The following is a 23,141-nucleotide window of genomic DNA, read 5'->3' on the forward strand; positions in this document are numbered from 1 at the left end:
CGGCGGCCGGGGGGCGGGCGCGTCAGTGACTTGCCTGGCGGGTCTCGACGACGCAGTCGGGGCCTGGGTAGATCAGGCCCGTGTGGCCGTCCTCGAAGCGGACCACGTACGGCGGTTCGCCCTCGGTGCCGCGGATCTCGATGATCTCGCCCTTCTGGTCCACCATGCCCACCGACCGACTGTGGATGTGGAGCTGGTCACCTACCGCTGCGTGCATGGTCTGCTCCTCGGGTCGTGGTGGCCGCCTCGGCGGCCGTTCTGCTTCCACTGTGCGGCGGCGGGAGCGGGCTCGCAACGCCTCGGCTCAATCGTGTCCCAGCTGCTCCGCAAGGTAGCAGCGGACCAACCGCTTGCATTCGGCGATCAGCACCGGGTCGCCGTCCGGATCGCTCCGGAAGGCGAGATTGAGCACCGCGTCGGCCGCCTCCAGCGCGACCCGCAGGCCGATGGTGAGGGCCACCGGGTCGGCCGCCGCGAACACTTCGCCGCCGAGGGCCTGCAGCCGCAGCGCGACGGCCGCGTTGTTGTCCAGATCGGTGTCCAGCAGGTGCCGGTCGCCCCGGAAACCGGTCGGGCCACTCGTGCCGGCCAGGCCGAAGTCCACCTGGCCGAAGCCGGGGACGTCCCGCTTCATCGCGACGAACTCGTCCACCGCGAGGTCGGTGAACCCGGCCGGTCCGGCGGGGGCCCCGGCGGACAGCCGGCGGTCGAGGCGCTGGAGGTAGTGGTCGAGGTTGCGGTGGGCCAGCGCGGCCAGCAGGTCCTCCTTGCCGGAGAAGAACTGGTAGAGCGTGCCGATCGGCACCTGGGCGCGGTGCGCGACCTCCTTGGTGGTGAGCGCGGTGGCGCCGGCCTCGTCGAGCAGCCCGGCGCAGGCGTCCAGGATCCGCTCGTAGCGTTCCTGGCTGCGCTGTTGCACCGGCCGCCGCCGGGCAGGCCCGGTCCGCCCGGCCGCCTGGTGGCTCCTCGTGTCCGCGCTCATGGGGCCACTGTGCCGCATCCGGTGTTCCGGCGGCGAATCACGAACATGAGTTTTCCTCATGTTCTGGCCGCGGGGGAAAGGAGCGGGTGAAACGGCCGAGGGGGCGCCGGGATGCCCGACCGCCTCCACCCGTCGGGCCACCCGTCCGGCCACCCGCCGGGCCACCCTCCGGCGAAGTGGCCGGGCGGGTCGGCCGTACCGGTGCGGGGCGTCAGGACGGGCGTGGACCGCGAGCAGGCCCGGCGGGGGCGTCGAGGGTCCGCCGCCCGGGGGCTGCGTGCGCATGACCGCACCGTAGTCGGCGATCGGGCCGGCCGGGAGGTCATTTCCTGACCCCCCTCGTCGCCACCGACCGGTGTGGAACGGCCGACGAGCCGCGATCGATTCCGGCGGGCCTCCGCGCCTTGGTCCAGGGGCCCTTCCGGATGTCCGGTCACGTCCCAAACCCTTTGCCTCACAGATATGTTGGCACGATCAGGGCTGGTACGCCCTCTTGCCGGTGCCGGGCACTGGCGTCAGCATGAGGGCAGCGCGGCCGGCGGAACTGAGACTTCAGTCCAGGTTTCAGGCCGGACTCTTCGCGCTGGTTGTCGCATCGGCTCCGGCCGGTGGCGCCCTGTGGCCAGAGGTCCCATGGGCGTCGCCCGGGCCGAGGACGATGACGTTCTGGGACACGACACAGGAGGGGAATATGACCTTTGACGCCCTCGCCGCCCTTCGGCAAGCGGGGAACCCGGTCGATCTGCTGACGCCGGAGCAGCAGGACGTTCTCTCCCGGCTCACCGAGGACGAGGTGGCGGTCCTCAACTCCGTCAAAGAGCGGCTGGACGCTGTTTCGGACGCCGAGGTAGAAGGGCATTCCACCGCTATCAAGTTGGCGTGACATGGCCGTTGGTTTCGGGATTCTCGGCCCTCTCCGAGTGCTGGACGACGGCCGTTCAGTGGACCCTGGAACGCGGAAACAGCAGATTCTCCTGGTCGCGCTGTTGTGCCAGGCGAATTCACGGGTGTCGTTCGACTCCCTGGTCGAGGCGCTGTGGGACGACGCGCCGCCGCGAACGGCCCGCAAGAACATTCAGGTGTACATATCCGCGCTGCGCCGGCTGGTCGGCGCGGAGTCCGGCTCGCGGATCAGCCACCAGGCCGGCGGGTACGTGCTCCACGCGGCGGTCGGGGAGCTCGACTCGCTCTGCTTCGAGCAGCGGGCCCGGGCCGGCGAACTGGCCGAGGCCCTGGCGCTGTGGCGCGGCTCGGCCCTGGACGGGTTCCGGGACGTACCACTGATCAACGCCGCCGCTCAACGGCTGGACCGGCGCTTCCTCGGGGTCTTCGAGGACTGGACGGAGGCGGAGATCGCGGCCGGCGGCGGGCCCGCCGCGATCGAGCGCGTCACCGAGATCGCTCAGCAGCACCCGTTCCGGGAGCGGCTGCGCATGCTGCAGATGACCGCGCTGTGCCAGGCGGGGCGGCGCTCCGAGGCCCTGGCGGTCTACGACGAGCTGCGTCAGTCGCTGGCCTACGAGCTCGGGCTGCCGCCCAGCCCGGCGCTGGCCCGGTTCTACCGTTCGCTGCTGTGCGAGCAGGTGCCCGCCGAACCGCGGCCGGCCGCTCCGCGCCCGCGTCGGGAGGTCCCGCCGAACCTGCTGCCCTGCGATCCGCCGGCCTTCACGGGGCGGGTGTCGGCCACCCGGCACCTGACGGACGGGCTGGTCCGGGGCGGCAACCGGCTGGCCGTGGTGACCGGCCCGCTCGGCGCGGGCAAGACCGCGCTGGCGGTCCACGTCGCGCACCGGCTCGGCGACCACTTCCCGGACGGCCGCCTGTTCGTGCGGCTTCGTGGCGAGGACGGCAGACTGCGGCTGCTGGAGGACGTGCTGCGCCAGCTGCTGGCCGCGGCCTCGCCAGGCCGGCCGGAACAGCCGGGCCCGCCGGACCCGCCGGACCCGCGGTGGGCCTGGCAACTCTGGCTGACCGGGCGCCGGGCCCTGGTCGTCGTCGACGACGCCCGGCGGGAGTGCGAGGTGCGGCCGCTGCTGCCGGAGGCCGGGGAGAGCGCCGTCGTGGTGACGGCCCGGCCCCGGCTGATCGGTCTGGAGGGCGCCCACCGGCTCTGGCTCTCGCCCTTCGCGGCGGAGGAGGCGGTGGAGTTCCTGGGCCGGGTGATCGGCATGGACCGGGTCGACGCGGACCGCGAGTCCGCCGGGCGGATCGTCAGGGCGGCCGGGTTGCTGCCCCTCGGCGTCCGGCTGGTGGCCGACCGGCTGGCCTTCCTGCGCCATGTGCCCTTGCGGGAGTACGGCGCGCGGATGGCGGGCACCAGGGCTCTGCTGGACGAGTTGTGCGGGGGCGACTCGGCGGTGCGCGCCCGGCTGGCCGAGTCGATCGAGGACCTGCCCGAGGCCGCGCACTGGGCGGTCCTGCGGCTCGGCAGGCTCGCGGAGCCGGTGTTCACGCTGGAGCAGGCCGCCGCCGTGCTGGATTCCGACCCGGACACGGCGGTGCGGGTGCTGGAGCACCTGCTGGAGGCCAGCCTGCTCACCGTCCCGAACGTGGAGGTGCTCGCGCACACGGTGCAGTACGAGATGCCGGCGCTGCCCTACGCCTACGCGCGGGAGCTGGCGGCCCGCGCGGCCGACCGTGTACCGGCGTCGAGTCGCTGACCGGTCGTCATGCCGCTGTCGAACCGCCGGCCAGCCGTCGTCATACCGGGGGCCCGCACGGTGTCTCCCGAGCCGGCGTAGCGGACGCCGCCATCGCAGAGGAGGACAGCATGCCCGAGTCCGTCAACCCGGAGCCGGCCGAGGTCGAGGCCGAGGAGGAGGACGTCGACGTCGTCGCGCACGGTGCGCACGACGACGACGCCTGCTGCATCGTCAACTTGACCGCGTCGCTCTGACCCGACACGTCGATCCCCGGGCCCTGCCGGGTGGGTTGTGCGGGACGGTGTCGAGCCGCTGACCAATCGTCATACCGATATCAAACCGCTGACCAGTCGCCGTCAAACCGGAGATCCGCAAGGTTTCTCTTGAACCGGCGTAGCGGACGCCGCCATCGCAGAGGAGGACAGCATGTCCGAGGACATCAACCCGGAGCCGACCGAGGTCGAGGCCGAGGAGGAGGACGTCGACGTCGTCGCGCACGGTGCGCACGACGACACCGCCGGCTGCATCGTCAACAACAGCTCGGCGCTCTGACCCGACACGTCGAGTCGTGAGGACTGAGCGGGCCGCCCGGCCTCCGGCACAGGCTGCCGGAGGCCGGGTGGCCCGCTCGACGCCCGACAGCCCCGGAGGCGCCGTGAACATCCTGCTCTGCCCGCTCAGTGACGGCGGCTACCTCTACCCCGCGATCGCGGCCGGGCGTGAGCTGCGGCGCCGGGGTCACCAGGTCGGCGTGCTCGGCCGGTCCGCCGCCGCGCCCGTCGCGGCCGAGGCCGGCCTGCCGTTCGCGGCGGCCGAGGACTTCGGCGGGCGGCGGGCCTTCTCCGCCGCCTGCTGGGGCACCACCGGGCCGGCCCAGTACCGGGCGACCGTGCGCGCCGCCCGGCAGGCCGGGGCCGACCTGCTGGTCACCTCGGTGCTGTGCAACGGCGCCCTGCTCGCCGCCGAGGCGCTGGACATTCCGGTGGTGGTGATCGGGCTCTCGGTCCACCTGTGGAACTACCGGGCCGGCGGGGACGATGAGCCGCAGCTGGGCCGGACCAGGAAGAACCGGACCCACGCGTGCCTGGAGCTGTACACCGCCACCCGGGAGCAGGCCGGTCTGGCCGGGCGGCGTCCCCGGTGGCCGGAGAGCCCGCTGCTGGGCGACGCGCTGCTGCTCCGCGGCGACCCCGTGCTGGAGTGTCCGGGAGCGGTGCTGCCCGAACGGGTGCACCACGTCGGGCCGCTGGCGTGGGAGCCGGCCGCCGACCAGGCCGAGCTCGCGGCGGTCAGGGCCCAGGTGGAGCTGTCCGGCAAGCCCGTCGTCTATGTGCATCTGGGCCGCTTCTTCGGGGGTGGCACCCCGTGGCCCCGCCTCAACGCCACCTTCACCGACGGCCGGTTCCAGGCCGTGGTCGAGCAGGGGCGGTCGACGGATCCGCGGCCCGCGCCCGGCGCCGACATCCTGCTCGTGCGCAAGCCGTGGATGGGGCCGCTCATCGATCTGGCCGGACTGGTGCTGACCAACGGCACGTCCGCCCCGGTGCTGGCCGCACTGGTGCGCGGCCGGGTCCTCGGGGTCTCGCCCAACGGCGCCGAGCAGCCGCTGCTCTCCGGGGCCTGTCTGCGGGCCGGTGTCGCCGCGCACATCCCGAGAGCGGTGACGCCGGACCCCTCCGGTCCGCTCGAATCGGCTTGGCAGAACGACCTGTTGCGGGAACGCGCCCGCGAACTCGGCCACCGGCTCGCCGCGGCGAACAACCCGGTCCGCGCGGCCGATGTCATCGAGCGGGCGGCTCAGCGGTCCGCGACCTCCAGGACTAGGGAGAAGCATGGGTACTCGGTCCACCGGCCTGGACAAGGCGGCCGTGGAGAGGCTGTCGGAGGGAGCGCTACGGTGGATACGGCTGCACTCGGCCTATCTTGACTCTGCGTCAGGTCGTGCCGAGCTTCCGGTGACCCCTCGGGTGAAGGCGCTGCTGCAACTCGCCCTGCTGTACCGCTGCTGGGAGAAGGCCGCGCCGTCGGACCCGGGCCTGGGCCAGGTGGCCGCGACCGTCGAACGGGTCTGGCAGAACCCGGACCACGCGCGCCTGCTCACCCTCGACCCGCGCTACGCACGGGCGTTCCAGCTGATATACGGCGCGCTGGCACCCGCCGGGCTCGCCGGAGGGCCGCACCGGGCCGCGCTCGCCCGGGTCGAGGACGACGGCTTTCTGACGCCGCGCGGGAAGTCGCCGTACCTCCATCTGGAGACCAGGTACTACGCCGATCTCGCGGGCGTCGGCCACCGGTTGCACTCCTACCGGGAGCTGTACGAAGCCAGCCTGCTGGCCCGGCACGGTGACGGGCGGTCGGTGGCCGGCCTGGACGTGTGCGACGTGACCCACACCGTCTTCTACCTCAGTGACTTCGGCTTCCGTGATCCCGGACTGACCGGCGAGGACCTGGAGCGGGCCCGCCGCACGGTGTGCCGGCTCACCGACCACCGCGTGGACCGCGGGGACTGGGACCTCGTCGGAAAGCTCGTGCTCGCGCAGTACTGCCTCGGCATCGATCCGCTGCGGACCCCTTCGGGGGCGGCCGGTCTGTCGATGCTCGCCGAGGTCCAGTCGTCCGGCGGCGCGATCCCCGGACGGTCCGCCACCGACCGGGCCGACGCGGCCGCGACCGCCGTGGAGTTCTTCCGGGTGGCGTACCAGGCGACCCTGGTGACGGCGCTGGCCGCAGTGATCGTCTCGCGCGGACACGCCGCCGGCCGGCCGGCCGGCGGCGTGGTCACCGAGGAGCGGTCACCGGCCGTGCGGGAGGCGTTGTGAGCCGGGCACAGGCCGACCGCGTCGACGGCGTGCGCATCCTCCAGGGCAAGCGGAACTGGTGGTTCCTGGGCCCGGGCGGCGGGGTGGCCCGCCTGCGTCCCGGGCAGCTGACCGCCGACGGAGCACTGCGGCCGGGCACCGAACGCCGGCTCCGCGAGCACGGACTGCTGCCCGCCGCGCCGCCGCGCACCTACGCGCTGACGGTGCTGACGAGCACGCACTGCAATCTGGGCTGCGGCTACTGCTTCCAGAACACCGAGCAGGATCCGGCCGGCGGCAGCCGCCCGCCGCGGATCGCCCAGACCCGTCTGACCTCGGAGACCATCACCTCCATCCTCGACTTCACCGAGCGGCAGATGGCCGCGGCCGGCCTGGAGCGGCTCAGGATCCTGCTGTTCGGCGGGGAGCCCCTGCTCAACCCGCGCGGCTGCCTGGAACTGCTGGAGCGAGCGGCGGACCACGGGCTGGTGTCCGCCTGGATGATCTCCAACGCCACCTTGCTCACCCCGGCGCTGACCGGCCGACTGGCCGCGCTCGGGCTGGAGTCCATCCAGGTCACCTTCGACGGCGACCGCCCCGACCACGACCGGATCCGGGTCCGGAGGTCGCACGGCAGCGGGACCTTCGACACGATCGTCCGCAACATCGTCCGGGCGTCCGAGGCGGCCCCGGTCCGGTGGATCCTGCGGGTGAACGTCTCCCAGGAGACCTTCCAGGGGGTCGACGCGCTGATCGACCGGCTCGCCGCGGCGCTCGACCCCGACCGGTGCACCCTGTACTTCGCCCAGGTGGGGGACGTGGGCGTCGGCTACGGGAACGACCTGCTGCACGGCGGAGAGCTGTCGGCCCGCTTCACCAGGTGGCAGCGCCGTGCGCTCGACCTCGGGTTCGGCGTGAGCCGCCCGCAGTCCCATCAGCCGTGTTCCACCTGCGGTTACGGTGACGGCCGCTACGGCGCGGTGGTGAGCGCGGACGGGACGCTGTCGAGCTGCTGGGAGACCGCGGGCAGGCCCGACTGGGAGGTCGGCACGGTCACCGGCGGATACCTGCCCGGCGCGCAGACCCGGGAGCGGTGGGTCGGGTGCGAGGACCTGTACCGGCACGGCGAGGACGAGCGGACGCTGGCGGCCTTCCACGACACCGTGGACGCGGCCCTGCTCGACTACCTGGATGAGACGGGGCGACTGTAGACATGTCATCAGATCTCGACCGGCTGTCGGCCGGCGCGCTCGGCTGGCTGGTCCGGAACCTGGACTACTTCGATCCGTACTCGGCGAGCGCCCGGCCCCTGGAGCACGGGAAGGCGAAGGCCGCGCTGGAGCTGGCGCTGCTCTGCCACTGCTGGGCGCGGCTGGGCGACGAGGACGACGCCCGGCTGGGCAAGGCGACCGCCGTGGTCCGCACGGTCTGGCAGCACCCGGACTTCCCGCGGCTCATCACCGGCAGTCCCAGGTACGCCGCCCAGTACGCGCTGGTCTACGCCGCGCTGGCACCCGACGGGATCGATGACACGCAGTGCCGGGCCGGGCTGGCGCGGCTGACCGACGACGACCTGTCACCGCGCGGGAAGTCGCCCTACCAGCGACTGGAGTTCCGGTACTACGCGGACAAGGCGGGGGTCCGCCACACGATCGAACCCTACGAGGAGCTCGCCGGGCAGAACGTGCTCGTCACACTGGCCGCCGCGGCGCCGGGAACGGACCGGCCGGACCAGGCGGACCAGTCGGCGCCGGGTGACGCGCCGCCGGACAGCACGGCTTCGGACGACGCGCCGCCGGTCACCATCGCGGAGGCGTACGGCATCACCCACTCCGCCTTCTACTTCAGCGACTTCGGCCGGACCGGCCCGGCGCTGTCCGACGACGCGGTGGCGGGCGCGACGGAACTGGTCCGCCGGACGCTGGAGTACTGCGTCCGGCACGACTGGTGGGATCTGGTCGCGGAACTCGTCATGACCCAGGCCTGCCTGGGAGCGGATCCGCTCCGCACGCCCTTGGGCGTCGCCGCCGTCGAGTGCCTGGCCCGGGCCCAGCGGCCCGACGGCGCGATTCCCGGACGGTCGGCGAGTACCAGGGCCACGGCGGCGGAACCGGCCGGAGCGTTCTTCGAGAAGGCCTATCACACGACCCTGGTGACCGCCCTCATGTCGCTGGCCGTCTCATCGGCGCGAGCCTCATGAGGCCTCGGCTGACCCTCATCAACCGCGACTACACCCGCCTGTGGTTCGGGCAGGCGGTCTCGTCCGTCGGAGACGCCGTCTTCAGCACCACCCTGGTCCTGTGGGTGGCGACCGTGCTGGTCAAGGGGAAGCCGTGGGCGCCGCAGGCGGTCAGCGGTGTCGTGCTGGCGACCGGCATAGCCGTGCTGTGCGTCGGCCCGGTCGCGGGCGTGTTCGTCGACCGCTGGGACAAACGTGCCACGATGCTCCGCACCGAGGTGGTCCGCGGCGGGCTGGTGGCCGTGCTGGCCGCCGTCTCCTTCCTGCCGGCCGGCGACCTCCCGATCGGGGTGTGGCTCGGCCTGATCTATGTGACGGTGCTGGTGCTCAACGCGGCCAGCCAGTTCTTCGCACCGGCGCGGTTCTCGGTCATCGCGGAGCTCGTCACGGGGGAGGCCGACCGCGCGCGAGCCGCCGGGATCGCCCAGGCGACCGGTCAGACCGCCTGGATCATCGGACCGCCGCTCGCCGCGCCGCTGCTGTTCACGGTCGGCCTGCAGTGGGCGCTGCTGTTCAACGCGGTTTCCTACCTGGTGTCGTACATCGCCATCCGCTCGGTGGACGTCCGGCCCGCACCGGCCGCGGGCCGGGACCGGCCGGGCGCCGAACGGCCCGGGCTGGTCAAGGAGTTCACGGCGGGCGTGCGCTTCTTCGCGGGCAGCCGGTTCCTGGTGGCGCTGTTGCTGCTCGCCGTGATCGGCCAGTTCGGCATCGGCGCCCTGGGCACCCTGAACGTCTTCTTCGCCACCAGGAACCTGGACGTGTCCGCCCGGTTGTACGGCTACCTCGGCATGGCGATGGGGATCGGCGGGATCCTCGGCGCGCTGGGTTCGGGCCGGGTGGTGCAGTGGATCGGTGCCCGGAGAACCACCTGGATGGGCCTGCTGGTGAGCGGCACCCTGCTGGTCCTGTACTCCCGGCAGGTCGCCTTCCCCGCCGCGGTGGCGCTGCTCTTCGTCTTCGCCGTTCCGCTCACCATGCTGAACACCGCGATGTCACCGCTGCTGCTCGCCGCGGCCCCCCGGGAGTTCCGGGGCCGGGTGGTCGCGGTGTTCTATCCGGCCACCCAACTGGCGTCGATGCTGGCCGCGGTGGTCTCCGGCTGGCTCGCCAGCAACGGCCTGCGGGACTTCTCGGGCTCGGTGGCGGGCCTGCGGTTCGGCCCGATCGACACGATCCTCACGACGGCCGGAGTCGTCATCGTCCTCTCCGGCGTCTACGCCCGGATCGCCCTCCCCGTCACGGACACCGCGCCGGCCGCCGCTTCCGACCCAGCGCCGTCCGACCCAGCGCCGTCCGACCCTGCGCCGTCCGACCCCGAGCCGTCCGACCCGGCCGCGTCCGAACCCGAGCCGTCCGAACCCGCCCTGGAGAAGGGCGCACAGTGAACTGCCCCGCGTGCGGACGGAGCGCCGCCGACTCGGACAGATTCTGCGCCGGCTGCGGCGCGCCGCTGGCGGCCGGCGCCGCACAGCGCGAGACGCGCAGGAAGGTGTCCATGCTGTTCCTGGACCTCGTCGGCTCGACCGCGCTCGCGGAACGGCTGGACCCGGAGCCGCTGCGGCAGGTCATGGACCGGTACTTCGCGAGCTGCGAAGCCTGCATCGCCGAACACGGCGGGGTGGTGGAGAAGTTCATCGGCGACGCCATCCTCGCCGCCTTCGGCGCCACCGTGGTCCACGAGGACGACGCGGTGCGCGCGGTGCGCGCCGCCACCGGGGCGCTCGCCGCGCTCGCCGGCCTCGCCGCCGCACTCGACGCCGAGTACCAGGTGAAGCTGGAGGCACGGGCCGGCGTCTGCACGGGTGACGTCGTGGTGATCACCAGGGCGGGGGACGACTTCCGGGTCATCGGCGACTCGGTCAACACGGCCAGCAGGCTGCAGACGGCCGCCCGGCCGGGCGAGGTGCTGCTCTGCGCCGACACCGCCGCCATGGTGCGCTCGCAGGTCGGCATCGAGCCCGTCGCCCCGCTGCGGCTGAAGGGCAAGGCCCACCCCGTGCCGGCCTGGCGGGTCACCGCTCCGGTGCTGGTCGCCGACGCCCCGCCGACCACCCCGTTCATCGGCCGGGCCGACGAACTGGAGGAACTGGAGCACAGCTTCCGGAGGGTCCGGCGGCGGCGACAGGTGTGCCTGGCCACGGTGATCGGCGCGCCCGGAATCGGAAAGTCGCGTCTGGTACGGGAGTTCCTCGCCACCCTGCCGGACGGTGAGGTGACCGTGCTGTCCGGACGCTGCTCGTCCTACGGCCGGGGGATCACCTACCGGCCGCTGGCCGAGATGCTCGGCTCGCTCCCCGGCGGCTGGCCGGCGCTCACCCGGCTCCTGGCGGAGGACACCGACCCGGCGGGCGGAACGCCGGCCCACGGCCTGGTGGCGCACACCCTCGGCACGGTCGTGGACCAGAACGGGGGCCCCGGCCAGGTCGGTGTCGAGGACATCGCCTGGGCGGTGCGGTCCCTCCTGGAAACCCTCGGCCGGTCACGGTCCGTGATCATGGTCTGGGACGACCTGCACTGGTCGGAGGAGACCCTGCTGGACCTCATCGACGAGGTCGCGACCTGGCTGCACGGCGTCCCCGTGCTGCTGCTGTGCGTCGCCCGCCCCGAACTGCTGGACATCCGCAGCGCCTGGGGCGGCGGGAAGCCCTGCGCGACGACGCTGGAGCTCGGACCGATGACCACCGATCAGACCGCCGAACTGGTCGGGCAGCTGACGCTGCGCAACGACGTCTATCCGCAGGGCTACCAGGAGGTGAACAGCCGGGTCGCCGCACTCTGCGACGGCAATCCGCTGTTCGCCGAGCAGCTCATGGACGTCTTCGCCGAGACCGCCCCCGGCACCCAGATCCCGCCCACCATCCAGGCGATGCTGGGCGCCCGGCTGGACCAGTTGCCCGGAACCGAACGCGGCCTGCTGGAGCTCGCCGCGGTGATCGGGCGCGAGTTCACCCGGGAGCTGCTGCGGGTGATGGCCGAAGCGGACGGCACCGGCGCCGCCGCGGCCGACGCGGCGATGGCCGGACTGGCCCGGCGGCGCGTCTTCGAACGCGGCCCGGCCGGCACCTTCCGCTTCGCCCAGGCACTGCTGCGCGACACCGCCTACGAGTTCACCCCGAAGACCCGCCGCGAGCGCTGGCACGACTTCCTGGCCGAATGGTTCTCCCGGGAGCAGCCGCAGGACGCGATGGCCGTGGCGTACCACGTCGAGGCCACCTGCCGACTGCGCCGGCAGCTGCGGCCGGGTGACCCGCGACTGCCCGTGCTGGCCGGGCCGGCGGCGAACACCCTGATCGCGGAGGGCATGAACGCCCTGGCCCGCAAGGACCTGCCCGCGGCGGTCCAGCTGCTGGAGCGCGGGCGGGAGCTGCTGCCGGGCGGGGATCCCCGCCAGACGGCGCTCGCACTGCACCTCTGCGACGCCGGGCTCTGGCTGCAGGACGAGGAGCGGTGCCGCGGCGCGCTCGCCGCCGCCGAGGCCGCGCTGCCCGGCGACCGCAGGTCCGCGGCCACCTGCGCGGTCCAGCGCGGGATCGTCGAGCTCCGGCTCGGCCTGGCGCCGCCCGAATCCGTGGCGGCGGCCGCGGCCGGGATCGCGGCGGAGCTGGAGCACGACCCCGGGGACGAACTCAGCTGGTGCCGGCTGCACCAGCTGCGGGCCTACCTCGAACTCGCCGCGGAGCGCGCGGCGTCCGCCGAAGCCTCGCTGGGGCTCGCGCTGGCGCGGGCGCGGGCCATGAACGACCGTTACGAGGAGGACCGGCTGCTCTGCGCCGTCTGCGAGCTGGCGCAGTGGGCGCCGACGCCGGTGGCCACCGGGCTGGAGCTGTGCGCCATGCTCGGCCACCGGTTCGCGGCCGGCCGCACCCTGCTCATCCCGGTGCTGGTGACCCGGGCGCACCTGGAGGCGCTCGGCGGCGACCTCGACGGCGCACGACGCACCCTGGCCGACGCGCTGACGTACTCCCGCGACGTGCACCTCGACCTGGCCGACGCGGTGGTGCTGGACGCCTCAGGCTTCGTGGAGTCGCTGGCCGGGGCACACGAGGCGGCCGAAGCGCGATACCGCCAGAGCCTGGGCGTGCTGCGCGCCGCGGACCACGCCCCGGACACCCGGAGCACCGAGGTCGCGATCGCCAGGGAGCTCTTCGCCCAGGGCCGGGTGGCCGTCGCCGCGTCGGCGCTGGACCGGATCGACCGGGACGCCGGGACGGCGGGCCTGCGGGCGCGGCTCGGCTCGGCCGCACTGCGCGGCCGGATCGCCTCCGCCCGGGGGCGCCACGAGGAGGCGGTCGCCGAAGCCATGGCGGCCCGGTCCCTGGCCGCCGGCTCCGACGACCTGTGCCTGACCGGGGAGGCCCTCTTCGACCTGGCGATCGTGCTCAGAGCGGCCGGGACGACCGGACGGGCGACGGCCGAAGGGACCGAGGCGTTGCGGAGGTTCGAGGCCAAGGGCGCCACGCTGCCGGCCGCCCGGGTCCGCGCGTGGCTCGATGCCGGCGAACCGGGGCCGGGTGGTACCGGTGAATGACCTCCCGCCCTGGCGCAGGCCACCGCGCGACCACTTCCCGGGCGTGCCCGCGTGGAGCATGCCCGCGTCCGTGATGCCGCAGGAGCCCTTCGACGTCAGCCCGCTCGGCCCGGTCACCCCGGAGTGGGCCTGGGGGGACGCGGACGGCTCCGGGGTCCGGGTCTGCGTGCTCGACAGCGGCGTGGACGCCGACCACCCGCTGGTCGGCGGGCTCGACCGGGCCATGGACGTGACCAGGGGAGAGGACGGCGACCTCACCGTCACGCCCACGGAACCCGGCGACGCGGCGGGGCACGGCACGGCCTGCGCGAGCGTGATCCGGTCCATCGCCCCCGCGGTGTCGCTCACCTCGGTGCGCGTCCTGTCCAGCGGCAGGCACGGCAGCGGCGCCGCCCTGCTGGCCGGACTGACCTGGGCCATCGAGGAGGGCTTCGACGTCATCAACATGAGCCTCTCGACGACGAAGACCGACTTCCGCGACGGCCTGCGCGACCTGTCGGACTCCGCCTACTTCCGGCGCTGTGTCATCGTCGCGTCGGCCCACAACATGCCGGTGCGCAGCTACCCGTGGCCGTTCGCCTCGGTCATCTCGGTCGCCAGCCACGATGTCCCCAACCCGATGACCTACTACTACAACCCGTCACCGCCGGTCGAGTTCTACGCACGGGGTGTCCGGGTGCCGGTGGCCGGCCCCGGCCACCGGCAGCTGCTCAGCACCGGCAACAGCTTCGCGACCCCGCACATCGCGGGCATCTGCGCGCTCATCCTCAGCAAGCACCGCTCGCTCACGCCGTTCCAGCTCAAGTCCGTCCTCTACCTGGCCGCCGAGAACGTAGCCGTACCCGATGGAGGCCCACGTGGCGACTGACCCGCTGGAGAGTGCCGAGATCCCGCAGCGCAGACTGCTCCAGTCGATCGTGGAGGTCGCCCGCAGCGTCTTCGGCGCGGCCGCCGCCTCCGTTCTCCTGGTGGACGAGGAGAACGGGGACCTGGTCTTCGAGGCGGTCGCCGGCGAGGGTGAGCACCATCTGCTGGGGACGAGGTTTCCGGGCGGCACCGGGATCGCCGGCTGGGCGATGGTGTCCGGCCAGCCGCTGGTGATCGACGACGTGTCGGAGAACCCCCGGTTCGCCCGCAAGGCGGCGGAGTTCACCGGCTATGTGCCGCGCAGCATCATGGCCGCGCCGCTCATCTGCGCGGGCGACTGCGTCGGGGTGCTGGAGGTGCTGGACCGCGACAGCCGGCAGCGCTGCGACCTCGGCGACATGGCCTCCCTCGGGCTGCTGGCGACCGAGATGGCGACGGTGCTGGAGCTGCTCCTCCAGCTCCGGTCGCGGGACGCCGAGCACGGCGCGCGGGCCGGGAAGGCCCGGCTCCCGCGGCTCGACACGGCCCTGCTGCAACGGGTGGCGGAGCGGCTGCCCACGGCATCCGAGCAGGTGGGCGCGACGGTGGCCAAGCTCCTGGTGATGGCCGACGAGCTGCTGGCCGACGACCTGCCGCCCGACGGCGACGGCTGACCGGCGATGGCTGACGGTCACCCGGCCTTTCTCGCCCAGCTCGGGCAACCCGCCCGGGTCGTCGACGTCCGGCCCCGGCCCGTCCCGGCTGTGCTGCTGCTCAGCCGCGCGTGCGACGGCGACCTGGACGCGGTACAGAACCTGCTCGGTGCCGCGGGGATCCGGTCGGCCCGGCTGAACGCCGAGGAACTCGTCGCCACCGACCTGCTCGTCGCCCCGGACGGGCGTGCGGTCCGGCTGAACGGCCGCTGGCTGACCCCCACGGTGACCTGGATCAGGCACTTCTCGGTGTCCGCGATCGAGAGCACGCGGGATCCGGCCCACACCGTGTTCGTACGGGAGTCCTGGCAGGCCGCGGCCGGCCAGCTGGCGGCGGTCTCCGGGACGACGATCCGCCCGGGCCGGCCGGGGATCCTCTCCCAGCTGCGGCTCGCCCGGCGGCACCGGATCGCGGTGCCGCGCACGATGCTGACCACCGACCCGTCCCACGCCCGGGACGAGTTCGACTGCCCGCGGCTGGTCGTCAAGGCGGCACACCACCACTTCGTCGAACCGGCGCCGGGGCGGCTGACCGGGGTCTTCCCCACGGTCGTCGAGCGGGACGGCCCGCACGGCCTGCCCGCCGGTCCGTGCCCCGGGCCGCCCGTGATCGTGCAGGAGTACGTCGAGCACGAGGCGGAGCTGCGCGTCTACTACGTGGCCGGGCGGCTCCACACGTTCCAGGTCGGCAAGGCCTCACCCGCCGACCCCTGGACCGCACCCGACCGGATGGAGATCCGCCCCGTGCCGCCGCCGCCGGCGGTGGCCTCCGCCACCAGGACCCTGGCCGCCGCGATGTCGCTGCGCTACGGCGCGTTCGACTTCCTGATCAGCGACGGCACGCCGGTCTTCCTGGAGGTCAACCCGGACGGCGACTGGCGCTGGGCCGAGCAGCGGACCCGCACCGCCCCGGTCACCACCGCGGTGGCCGCCATGCTCGCCGGCCTGCACCGCAAGGCGCTGCCCTCGCCGGGCGAGTTCGACCTGCTGGGATTCCTGCTCGGACCGTCGGCCTGACCCCTCCCGGCGACCGGGTTCCTCCGCCGCCGGGCGCGGAGACGCCCGGTCCGCCCGGCCTTGACGGCCCGGAAGGCGATCTCGGCCCTGGGCCGGCCGGGGCCGGTGACCGGACCGCGGCGGTGGTCCTCGACCTCCTGCGACCGCTCCCGGCCCTGCCCGTCGAGGCCCCCACCCCCGTCGACGGCCGCGCCCACGCGGTCGGCTACGCCACCGCGGGCGCCTTCCACACCGCGTTCCGCCGCACCCTCGGTACCACGCCGAACCGCTGCCTGCGAGAACGCGGCATCCGCTGAGCTGCCCTGCCCCGGTTCCCCCGGATCCACCCGGCGTCCTGACGAGAGCAGCCCGGTCGAAGCCGGCCGCCGTCGCGAAATGCCACGTCCGGGTTCTCCCGCGCGCTGTCAGTCCGTGAGCAGGACGGCGACGCCGGTGACCCGGTCGGCCGCCAGGTCCGCCAGCGCCCGGTCGGCCCGGTCCATGCTGTACCGCCGAACGCGGACGGTCGGGTGGTGGAGGGCGGCCTCGGCCAGGTAGGCGCGGCCGTCCTCGCGGGTGTTGGCGGTGACGCTGCGAAGCGTCCGCTCCTGGAAGAGATGCCGCTGGTAGTCGAGCACGGGGATGTCGCTGAGGTGGATGCCGGCCACCGCCAGCGTTCCGCCGCGGTCCAGGGCGGACAGGGCCACCGGTACCAGGTCGCCGACCGGCGCGAAGAGAATCGCCGCGTCGAGCGGCTCCGGCGGTGCCTCGTACGCGCCCCGGGCGGACGCCGCGCCCAGCTCCAGCGCCAGCCGCCGGGCCTCCTCGGCGCGCGTCAGGACGTGCACGGTGGCACCCCGGCCGAGGGCGAGCTGCGCCGTCAGGTGCGCGGAGGCGCCGAACCCGTAGATCCCCAGCCTGCCGCCCGCCGGCAGTTCGGCCCGCTCCAGGGCCCGGTAGCCGATGATCCCGGCACACAGCAACGGCGCCAGTTCCTCGTCGGGAGGCCCTTCCGGCAGCCGGTAGGCGAAGCGGGCGTCGACCACCGCGTACCGGGCGTAGCCGCCGTGGATGTCCCAGCCGGTGTACCGCGAGTCCGGGCAGAGGTTCTCGCGGCCGGCCCGGCAGTACCGGCACACGCCGCAGGTACCCGCCAGCCAGGCCGCACCCACGCGGTCACCGGGGGAGAAGTCCCGCACCTCATGGCCGCGGTGAAGGACGCGGCCCACGACCTCGTGGCCCGGCGTGCACCGCGGGGTGTGCGGCGCGAGGTCGCCCTCGGCGAGGTGGAGGTCCGTTCTGCACACACCGCAGGCGGCCACCTCGACCAGCAGCTCCCACGGACCGGGTTCGGAGACCGTTCGCTCCACGCGTCTCAACGGGCCCGACGCCATCGGGCCCGGACGTTCCACCACCCACGCCACCGTGCGGACGAGGCCTCCAGCGGACGCTGCCATCTCCGGCTCCTTCCTCGCGGCACCCTCCACCCGGTTCCTGGGCCCGGCCAGGACGGTCGGCGGAGCGCGACTCGCCACTCACTCCATCGTCCACCCCGCCCCGCCCCGGCGGCCCGGCCCGGTCGGCCCGGTCCGCCGGATGGCCGAGCGACGGGCGCCGGCTGCCCCGCGCGGGTGAAAGCGTTGCGCTGTCGAGGTGTTCCGGCCACCGCAGGTGCTCGCCACCGACGCCCCGGGGAACGCCCCCTGCCGTAGCCGATCGGCTACTCGATTTCACCGAAGGGAGAGATGTCATGGGTGCGGATGCAGCCTGGTGCCTGAACGACGCGTCGCCGGAAGGGGAGGACCTGACCCCGGCGGAGGAGCGCCAGCTCGACGAGATCGAGAACAGCGCCGGCGACGCGAACTGACCTCCGGGGCTCACATCCGGGTGGGCGTACGGCATCGGGCCGGCGCCCACCCGGCGTGTGTCCGCAGCACCGACCACGCCGTAGGAAGGAGCGCCCGGCCCCGGGCCGGGCCGGACCATGACGACATCACCCCGAACCACCACCACCCCGGTCCAGGCAGGGGAGCGGGAACTGGACCTGGTCGAGGCGTGGAGCCGCGGGCAGGACGCCGCGGCCGAAGCCGGCCTGGTGGCACGGCTGTCGGACCGTGGCGACGCGTGGCGCTGTGACCTGCTGCGCACGGACGGCTCCCGGCCGCCCGGCGCCACCGGATCGGGCAAGGGCGACCCGGCCGCGGCACGGGTGGGCGCGCTGTTCGAGGCACTTGAGCACTACCACAGTCACGCTGCCCGGGTGCGCCCCGAGGACCTGGTCCGGCACCGCGCGGGCGACCTCGCCGCCGGCGAACTGGCCGACGAACCGGGGGTCCCCCTGCTGGCACGGAGCCCCGCCGCAGGGGTGGCCTGCCGCCGTCATACCGCGCTGTGCGGCACGGGGACGCTCGACGTTCCGCTCCTGCTCACCTGTCCCTCGTACGTGAGCAGCGCGGAGGGCGCTCGGCTGCGGGGCCTGGCCGGTGACACGTTCGCGTACGCGTCGGCCTCGCGCTACAGCAACAACAGCGGTACCGCGAGCGGTGCCTCGACCACCGAAGCGGTGGTGCACGCGCTGGCCGAGACGGTCGAGCGCGACGCCTTCTCGCTCCTGCTCGTCGACACCTTCCTCGTGGCGTCTCCGGCGCGGCTGCGGCTGGTCGACCCCGGCACCCTGCCGGACGCCCTCGCCGCTCTGCTCGGGTACGCCGAGCGGCGGGTGGGGCGGCGGGTCCGGCTGATCGAGATGACGACCGATCTGCGGGTGCCCGCCTACTGCGCCCATGCCGCGCCGGACGGCGGGTTCAGGTTCCAGGGGTACGGGGCTTCGCTGTCGGCGGCCCATGCGGTGCGGCGCGCGCTGCGCGAGCTGCTGCAGATCTCCGCGCCCGCGGAGCGGGCGTTGTGGGTGCCGCGCGATTTCGGGGCGCTGAGGCGCCGGCCGCGGCTGCTGGCCGCCGGGCGGGCGGATTTCGGGCCGCACCTCGCGGGTGCGGTGGAGGTGCCGTTCCGGGAGACCGCCGCACCGGCCACGGCCCGGGGGCACCTGGACGACCTGGTCGCGATGCTCGGCGCGCGCGGGTTCCGGCCGTTCGCGTGCGTGCTGCACCGGGCTTCCAACGGCGTGTCGACGGTGAGTACGTACACGCCCGGGCTGGAACGCTTCCTCGTTGTGACGGGCGGGAACGCGGTGGTGCCCGGGCCGCGCGGACGGGCCGTACGCGGCGGGTGACGGGCCCGGTGGCGGAGGGCGCTCCCGGCGCGGCCGCTGCGCCGTGCCGGGGGAGCCGTCTGTCACCAGGGGACGCCGAGCGATGCCGCGGCGCGCACTCCGGACAGGCAGCCGTCCTCGTGGTAGCCGCCCGCGTGGTGGTAGGCGCCGGCGAAGGCCAGCCGGTGGTCGGAGACGAGCGGCAGGAGCCGCTGCGCGGCGGCGCTCTCGGGGGTCCAGGCGGGGTGTTCGTAGCTGAGCGGGGCGATGACGGTGGCGGGGGAGGCCCGCCGGGCCTCGTCGTTGTAGGACGCGATGTGGTGGGCGGCCGAGGCGATGCCCTGGAGCCGGTTCAGGTCGATGCTCAGCGAGGGTGCCGCGTTCACGGGGCGGCACGACCTCTGGCGGTAGTTGTGCGTGCGGCGCATGCCCGGTGCGGTGGGGAGTACGGAGGCGTCGGTGTGCAGGACACCGGGGTTGGCCACGTAGTCGAAGACGCCGAGGATTCGCGTTTCGAGCCCGGACGGGTCGGCCAGCAGGTCCAGTGCGTGCCGGGGGTGGGTGGCGATGACGGCCTTGTCGAAGGAGCGGACGGTGCCGGTGGCGTCGCGGACGTCGATGGTGCGGGCGGTTCGGCGCACGGAGCGGACCGGGGTCGACCGCAGGACGGTGGTCAGCCGTGCGGCGATGCGTTCGACGTAGGAGGCGGTGCCGCCGACGACGGAGCGCCAGCCGTTGTCACCGGCCAGGACGCCGTTGTGGTCCAGCGTCTCGAAGAGGTGGCCGAGCGGGAAACGCCGGACGTGGTCGGCGGGGACGAGTCCCATGGTGACCATGACCGGCATGATGACGTGCTCGACGACGTAGTCGCCGTACTCCCCGGCGTCGATCAGCTCGTGGAGGGTGCGGTCGGCCGCGGTGGCGCCCAGTGCGGCCGTCAGGTCGTCGGAGAACCGCTTCGTCTGCTCGGTGACGCGCTGCCACGCGGACGCGGGCACCGCCTGCGGCTGGGGCGGGGGCCTGTGCAGGTCGTGGGCGTCCGGGTTCGCGAATCCGCATTCCTCGCAGACGACACTCAGCGTGATTTCTCCCAACGGCCTGGTGGTGACGCCGAGTTCGTCGAACAGGCGCATCAGGTGCGGATTGCCCCGGGCGTGGACCATCATCACGGCGGTGTCGACCGCGACGCTCCCGCCCGCCCCGTCGGGCACGGTGTGGGTCTCGGCGTGGCCGCCGATCCTGGGCGCGGCCTCGTACAGGGTGACGTCGTACGAGCGCTGGAGGAGGTGGGCGGCGGTCAGCCCGCCCACTCCCGAGCCGATCACCGCGACGCTGGTCCTGGGCACTGGGTGTCTCCTTGGTGGTGGCTCGTTGCCGTGCCCGGGTTCAGCCGGCCAGGGCGCCGGTCGCGTGGCGGCGGTGCAGGCGCATGGTGAGCCGGTGGGGGCCGAGGGTGGCGCGGCGAGAGGGGCGGACGCGCGGTCCGGGAACGGGCCGCAGCTGCCAGTGGGCGGCGATGGAGGCGAGGGCGAGGACCGTCTCGGTGAGGGCGAAGGTCTCGCCGAGGCACTTGCGGGCGCCGCGGCCGAACGGCACCAGGCTGCCGTGCGCGGGCTTCGGGCCCCGGTGCGGGCGGTCGGGCTCGAAGGACTCCGGGTCGGGGTGGAGGTCGGCGCGGTGGTGGAGCTGGTAGGAGCTGTAGACGACGGTGGTGCCGGTGGGCAGGTGGTGGCCGCCGAGTTCGGTGTCGGCGGTGGTCCTCCGGGTGATGAGCCAGCCCGGCGGGTACAGGCGCAGGGTCTCGGCGACGACCCGGCGGGTGAGGCCGAGCGCGGGCAGGTCCTCGTAGCGGGCGGTGCGGCCGCCGAGGGCGGCATCGGCCTCGGCCTGGACCCGGGCCCGGATGTCCGGGCGCGTGCCGAGCAGGTGCCAGGCCCACGACAGCGTACAGGCGGTGGTCTCCACCCCCGCGATGACGAACGTGACCAGCTGGTCGTGGATCTCGGTGTCGGTCAGGCCCCGGCCGTCCTGGTCCCGGGCGGTCAGCAGGGTGGACAGCAGGTCGTCCTGGTGGACGCCGGTGGCGCGGCGGTCGGCGATCAGTACCTCGGTGAGCTCGCGCAGGTGTGCGCGGGCCCGGGCGAAGCGCCGGTTGGCGGGGGTGGGGATCCGGTCGGCCATCGGCAGCGCGAGCATCACGCGCCGGGCGACGGAGGTGCTGATCGCGGTGACGCTGTCGAACACCCCGGGCAGGGCGGTGCTGTCGAGCGTGAACAGGCATCCGGCGGTGACGGCGGCGGAGAGCCGGCTCATCTCGGTGGGCACGTCCAGGACCTGGCCGTGGTGCCAGTGCCGGGTGAGGGCGGCGATCTCCCGCGTCATCGTCGCCGCGTAGCCCGGCAGCCGCGTGTGGTGGAACGCGGGCTGGACGAGCCTGCGCTGCCGGCGGTGGGCGGAGGCCGGACAGCTGGAGATCCCGTCGCCGGCGGCCTCACGGAACTTGTCGTAGAACGGGCCGCCCTTGTCGAAGGTGCGGTCCTCGGTCAGGACGCGGTGGACGAGGTCGGGATGGCAGACCACGTACGCCCGGTGCGGGCCCATGCGGATACGCACCAGGTCGCCATGGGCGGGCAGGGACGCCACGAGCTCCAGCGGCCTGCGTACCAGCGCGAGCGTGTGGCCGAGCAGGGGCAGCGCACCGGGGGCACTGGCCAGGGTGTACGCGGGGGGCGTCACCGGTTCTCCTCTCGTTTGGGGGTTCGGCGGTACGGATCCCGCCCGGCGGGGCGGCGGAGGCGCGGTCAGGGTTCCCGGTCGACGTAGCGGAACTCCGGTCCGTAGGTGGCCCCCTGGCCGTCCGGCAGGGGGATGCGGACCAGGACGCGCGCGAGGGCCCGCATGTGCCCCATGGACCTGATCGCGTTGCTGAGCTCGGCGTACTGGGCGGCCTTCGACGTCGCCCGCCACACGGACTCCAGGGCCCGCAGCATGGAGCTGTAGTGGGCGTTGAAGTCGTCGAGGACGACCTCGACGCCGCCGGTGGGCCTGTTGACCGGGTCGTTCGCCCAGCCCCCGCCGGGCACGCGCCCCATGGGGTGGGTCGCCGGCATCGGGACCGGAGGGCCGGTGAAGTCCCAGGCCGGGACGCCGGGTTCGCCGTCCTCGCCGGTTCTGGCGAGCTTGCGGCCGCGGGCGATCTCACGGAAGACGTAGTAGTGGGCCGGCTCGCCCGGGCCGGCGGGGTAGGGGTTGTCCGGGCGGTCTCCGGTGCCTTCGCTCTGCTCCATGATGACGCCGATGGCGGTGTCCGCGGCCTGCCAGCCGCGGATGGGGGTGATGGCGCTGCCGCCGGCGTACCGCTTGGAGAGGTCGACGTCCAGTTGCGGGCCCGGGTCCGCGTCGAACAGGTGCCGGTTGTGCGCGACGGCCGTCCTCACCTTGGCGTAGAACGCGCCCATGGTGCCGCCGGCACCGGTACTGGCACCGGCGTCGGCGGCGAGCGGGCGGTCGGGCAGCTCGATGCGCGCGTACATGCCGGCGGCCTGCCGGTCGAGCCCGGTGAGGTGGACCGTCAGACCGGGCCGAAGGCCCCCGGGCAGCGGCCCCGGATACGCCGGCACGGTGCGCGGGTCGGTCAGGACCGGCGCGGAGCCCGTGGCGCGGAGGATGTTGGCCGCCAGGGCGAGGTGGGTCATCTCGTCGAAGACGATGTCGCGAAGCGCCGTGTGAACGGCGTCGTCGGCGTGCGGGTCCTTGATCGACCAGAGGCCGCACGAGTAGACGGGAATCGTGGCGAGCTCCAGCAGGACCGCGAGTTGGAGAGCCGCCCTGAGCCACTCGGGCCCGCAGTCCGCGTCATCGACCCGCATCAGGCCGTCGGCCGTGACACCCCGGCAGTCGAGCACCCCTGTCATCACGCGCACCTCTTCCGCACCACGCCTGCCTGCCCGCTGCCGGAACCTACTGCCGCGGACGGTGAACCGCGGACAGATACCGGGCCACCTCGAAGCGGTTCACTCCACCGGCCCAACCACCGGCCACGGATCCGGCCGTCGGCCGGGTGACACATGGCCGGGCCCGGCCGCCCGGCGGCGCGCCGGGGGGGCGGGGCCCGCCCCCCCCCCAAAAGACAACACAACCCCCCGGCCAACCCCAACGCCACGGCCCGGCGCGCCCCCCCCCC

Annotated in this window: 21 protein-coding genes; 15 read left to right on the top strand and 6 right to left on the bottom strand. The window is 73.9% G+C overall.

Features of this window, described 5'->3' with window-relative positions:
- Positions 1 to 22: 22 nt before the first annotated feature.
- Together ACIP82_RS06465 and ACIP82_RS06470 are read right to left on the bottom strand one after the other, a co-directional pair.
- On the bottom strand, positions 23 to 217 hold the full coding sequence (locus ACIP82_RS06465; protein ID WP_363608132.1) for a DUF1918 domain-containing protein: 195 nt from the start codon (positions 215 to 217) through the stop codon (positions 23 to 25).
- 87 nt (positions 218 to 304) lie between these two features.
- On the bottom strand, positions 305 to 982 hold the full coding sequence (locus ACIP82_RS06470) for a TetR family transcriptional regulator (RefSeq protein ID WP_400651497.1): 678 nt from the start codon (positions 980 to 982) through the stop codon (positions 305 to 307).
- Between the two features lie 691 nt (positions 983 to 1,673).
- On the opposite strand from ACIP82_RS06470, the gene ACIP82_RS06475 reads away from it, so the two are divergent.
- The 14 genes from ACIP82_RS06475 to ACIP82_RS06540 all read left to right on the top strand — a co-directional run bounded on the left by ACIP82_RS06475 (position 1,674) and on the right by ACIP82_RS06540 (position 16,064).
- On the top strand, positions 1,674 to 1,865 hold the full coding sequence (locus ACIP82_RS06475; RefSeq protein ID WP_363608130.1) for an aroma-sacti cluster domain-containing protein: 192 nt from the start codon (positions 1,674 to 1,676) through the stop codon (positions 1,863 to 1,865).
- Between the two features lies 1 nt (position 1,866).
- Positions 1,867 to 3,642, top strand: coding sequence for a BTAD domain-containing putative transcriptional regulator (locus ACIP82_RS06480; RefSeq protein ID WP_400651499.1), 1,776 nt, complete (start codon positions 1,867 to 1,869; stop codon positions 3,640 to 3,642).
- Between the two features lie 110 nt (positions 3,643 to 3,752).
- The gene (locus ACIP82_RS06485; protein WP_363608128.1) at positions 3,753 to 3,878 is read left to right on the top strand and encodes a hypothetical protein; all 126 of its coding nucleotides are present in this window, start codon (positions 3,753 to 3,755) and stop codon (positions 3,876 to 3,878) included.
- Between the two features lie 172 nt (positions 3,879 to 4,050).
- Positions 4,051 to 4,176, top strand: coding sequence for a hypothetical protein (locus ACIP82_RS06490; protein WP_363608127.1), 126 nt, complete (start codon positions 4,051 to 4,053; stop codon positions 4,174 to 4,176).
- A 103-nt stretch (positions 4,177 to 4,279) separates the two neighbouring features.
- Positions 4,280 to 5,551 (top strand): glycosyltransferase, encoded by a 1,272-nt coding sequence (locus ACIP82_RS06495; protein WP_400651503.1) that lies wholly within the window; start codon positions 4,280 to 4,282, stop codon positions 5,549 to 5,551.
- The gene (locus ACIP82_RS06500) at positions 5,457 to 6,443 is read left to right on the top strand and encodes a DUF6895 family protein (RefSeq protein WP_400651506.1); all 987 of its coding nucleotides are present in this window, start codon (positions 5,457 to 5,459) and stop codon (positions 6,441 to 6,443) included. The genes ACIP82_RS06495 and ACIP82_RS06500 overlap by 95 nt, the downstream gene beginning before the upstream one ends.
- Complete coding sequence (locus tag ACIP82_RS06505; RefSeq protein ID WP_363608124.1) at positions 6,440 to 7,633, top strand: radical SAM protein; 1,194 nt, start codon at positions 6,440 to 6,442, stop codon at positions 7,631 to 7,633. Before ACIP82_RS06500 ends, ACIP82_RS06505 begins: the two co-directional genes overlap by 4 nt.
- A gap of 2 nt (positions 7,634 to 7,635) precedes the next feature.
- Positions 7,636 to 8,622, top strand: coding sequence for a DUF6895 family protein (locus ACIP82_RS06510; protein WP_400651509.1), 987 nt, complete (start codon positions 7,636 to 7,638; stop codon positions 8,620 to 8,622).
- Positions 8,619 to 10,049: an MFS transporter gene (locus ACIP82_RS06515; protein WP_400651511.1), complete on the top strand. Its 1,431-nt coding sequence runs from the start codon at positions 8,619 to 8,621 to the stop codon at positions 10,047 to 10,049. Before ACIP82_RS06510 ends, ACIP82_RS06515 begins: the two co-directional genes overlap by 4 nt.
- The gene (locus tag ACIP82_RS06520) at positions 10,046 to 13,192 is read left to right on the top strand and encodes an AAA family ATPase (protein ID WP_400651514.1); all 3,147 of its coding nucleotides are present in this window, start codon (positions 10,046 to 10,048) and stop codon (positions 13,190 to 13,192) included. The genes ACIP82_RS06515 and ACIP82_RS06520 overlap by 4 nt, the downstream gene beginning before the upstream one ends.
- Positions 13,185 to 14,060 carry a S8 family serine peptidase gene (locus ACIP82_RS06525; RefSeq protein ID WP_363608120.1) on the top strand — a complete coding sequence of 292 codons (876 nt, stop codon included), beginning with the start codon at positions 13,185 to 13,187 and terminating at the stop codon, positions 14,058 to 14,060. The genes ACIP82_RS06520 and ACIP82_RS06525 overlap by 8 nt, the downstream gene beginning before the upstream one ends.
- Positions 14,050 to 14,712, top strand: a complete 663-nt coding sequence (locus tag ACIP82_RS06530) for a GAF domain-containing protein (RefSeq protein WP_400651518.1) — start codon at positions 14,050 to 14,052, stop codon at positions 14,710 to 14,712. The genes ACIP82_RS06525 and ACIP82_RS06530 overlap by 11 nt, the downstream gene beginning before the upstream one ends.
- A 6-nt stretch (positions 14,713 to 14,718) precedes the next feature.
- On the top strand, positions 14,719 to 15,768 hold the full coding sequence (locus tag ACIP82_RS06535; protein ID WP_363608118.1) for a hypothetical protein: 1,050 nt from the start codon (positions 14,719 to 14,721) through the stop codon (positions 15,766 to 15,768).
- 122 nt (positions 15,769 to 15,890) lie between these two features.
- Positions 15,891 to 16,064: a hypothetical protein gene (locus ACIP82_RS06540; protein ID WP_400651521.1), complete on the top strand. Its 174-nt coding sequence runs from the start codon at positions 15,891 to 15,893 to the stop codon at positions 16,062 to 16,064.
- Between the two features lie 108 nt (positions 16,065 to 16,172).
- Here ACIP82_RS06540 and ACIP82_RS06545 read toward each other — a convergent pair whose 3' ends face one another.
- On the bottom strand, positions 16,173 to 17,204 hold the full coding sequence (locus ACIP82_RS06545) for a zinc-binding alcohol dehydrogenase family protein (protein ID WP_400651524.1): 1,032 nt from the start codon (positions 17,202 to 17,204) through the stop codon (positions 16,173 to 16,175).
- Positions 17,205 to 17,731: 527 nt separating this feature from the next.
- On the opposite strand from ACIP82_RS06545, the gene ACIP82_RS06550 reads away from it, so the two are divergent.
- Positions 17,732 to 18,979 (top strand): YcaO-like family protein, encoded by a 1,248-nt coding sequence (locus ACIP82_RS06550; RefSeq protein WP_400651525.1) that lies wholly within the window; start codon positions 17,732 to 17,734, stop codon positions 18,977 to 18,979.
- Positions 18,980 to 19,041: 62 nt separating this feature from the next.
- Here the strand turns inward: ACIP82_RS06550 and ACIP82_RS06555 are convergent, their stop codons facing one another.
- From ACIP82_RS06555 to ACIP82_RS06565, 3 genes are all read right to left on the bottom strand, one after another.
- Entirely contained in the window at positions 19,042 to 20,304 is a 1,263-nt protein-coding gene (locus ACIP82_RS06555; protein ID WP_400651528.1) for an FAD-dependent oxidoreductase, read from the bottom strand.
- A 40-nt stretch (positions 20,305 to 20,344) separates the two neighbouring features.
- Complete coding sequence (locus ACIP82_RS06560) at positions 20,345 to 21,694, bottom strand: cytochrome P450 (protein WP_400651530.1); 1,350 nt, start codon at positions 21,692 to 21,694, stop codon at positions 20,345 to 20,347.
- 65 nt (positions 21,695 to 21,759) lie between these two features.
- The gene (locus ACIP82_RS06565) at positions 21,760 to 22,872 is read right to left on the bottom strand and encodes a ferritin-like protein (protein WP_400651532.1); all 1,113 of its coding nucleotides are present in this window, start codon (positions 22,870 to 22,872) and stop codon (positions 21,760 to 21,762) included.
- Between the last annotated feature and the right edge of the window lie 269 nt (positions 22,873 to 23,141).

Origin of the sequence: Kitasatospora sp. NPDC088548 (genome assembly GCF_044753005.1) — a bacterium.
In the GTDB taxonomy this organism is placed as follows: domain Bacteria; phylum Actinomycetota; class Actinomycetes; order Streptomycetales; family Streptomycetaceae; genus Kitasatospora.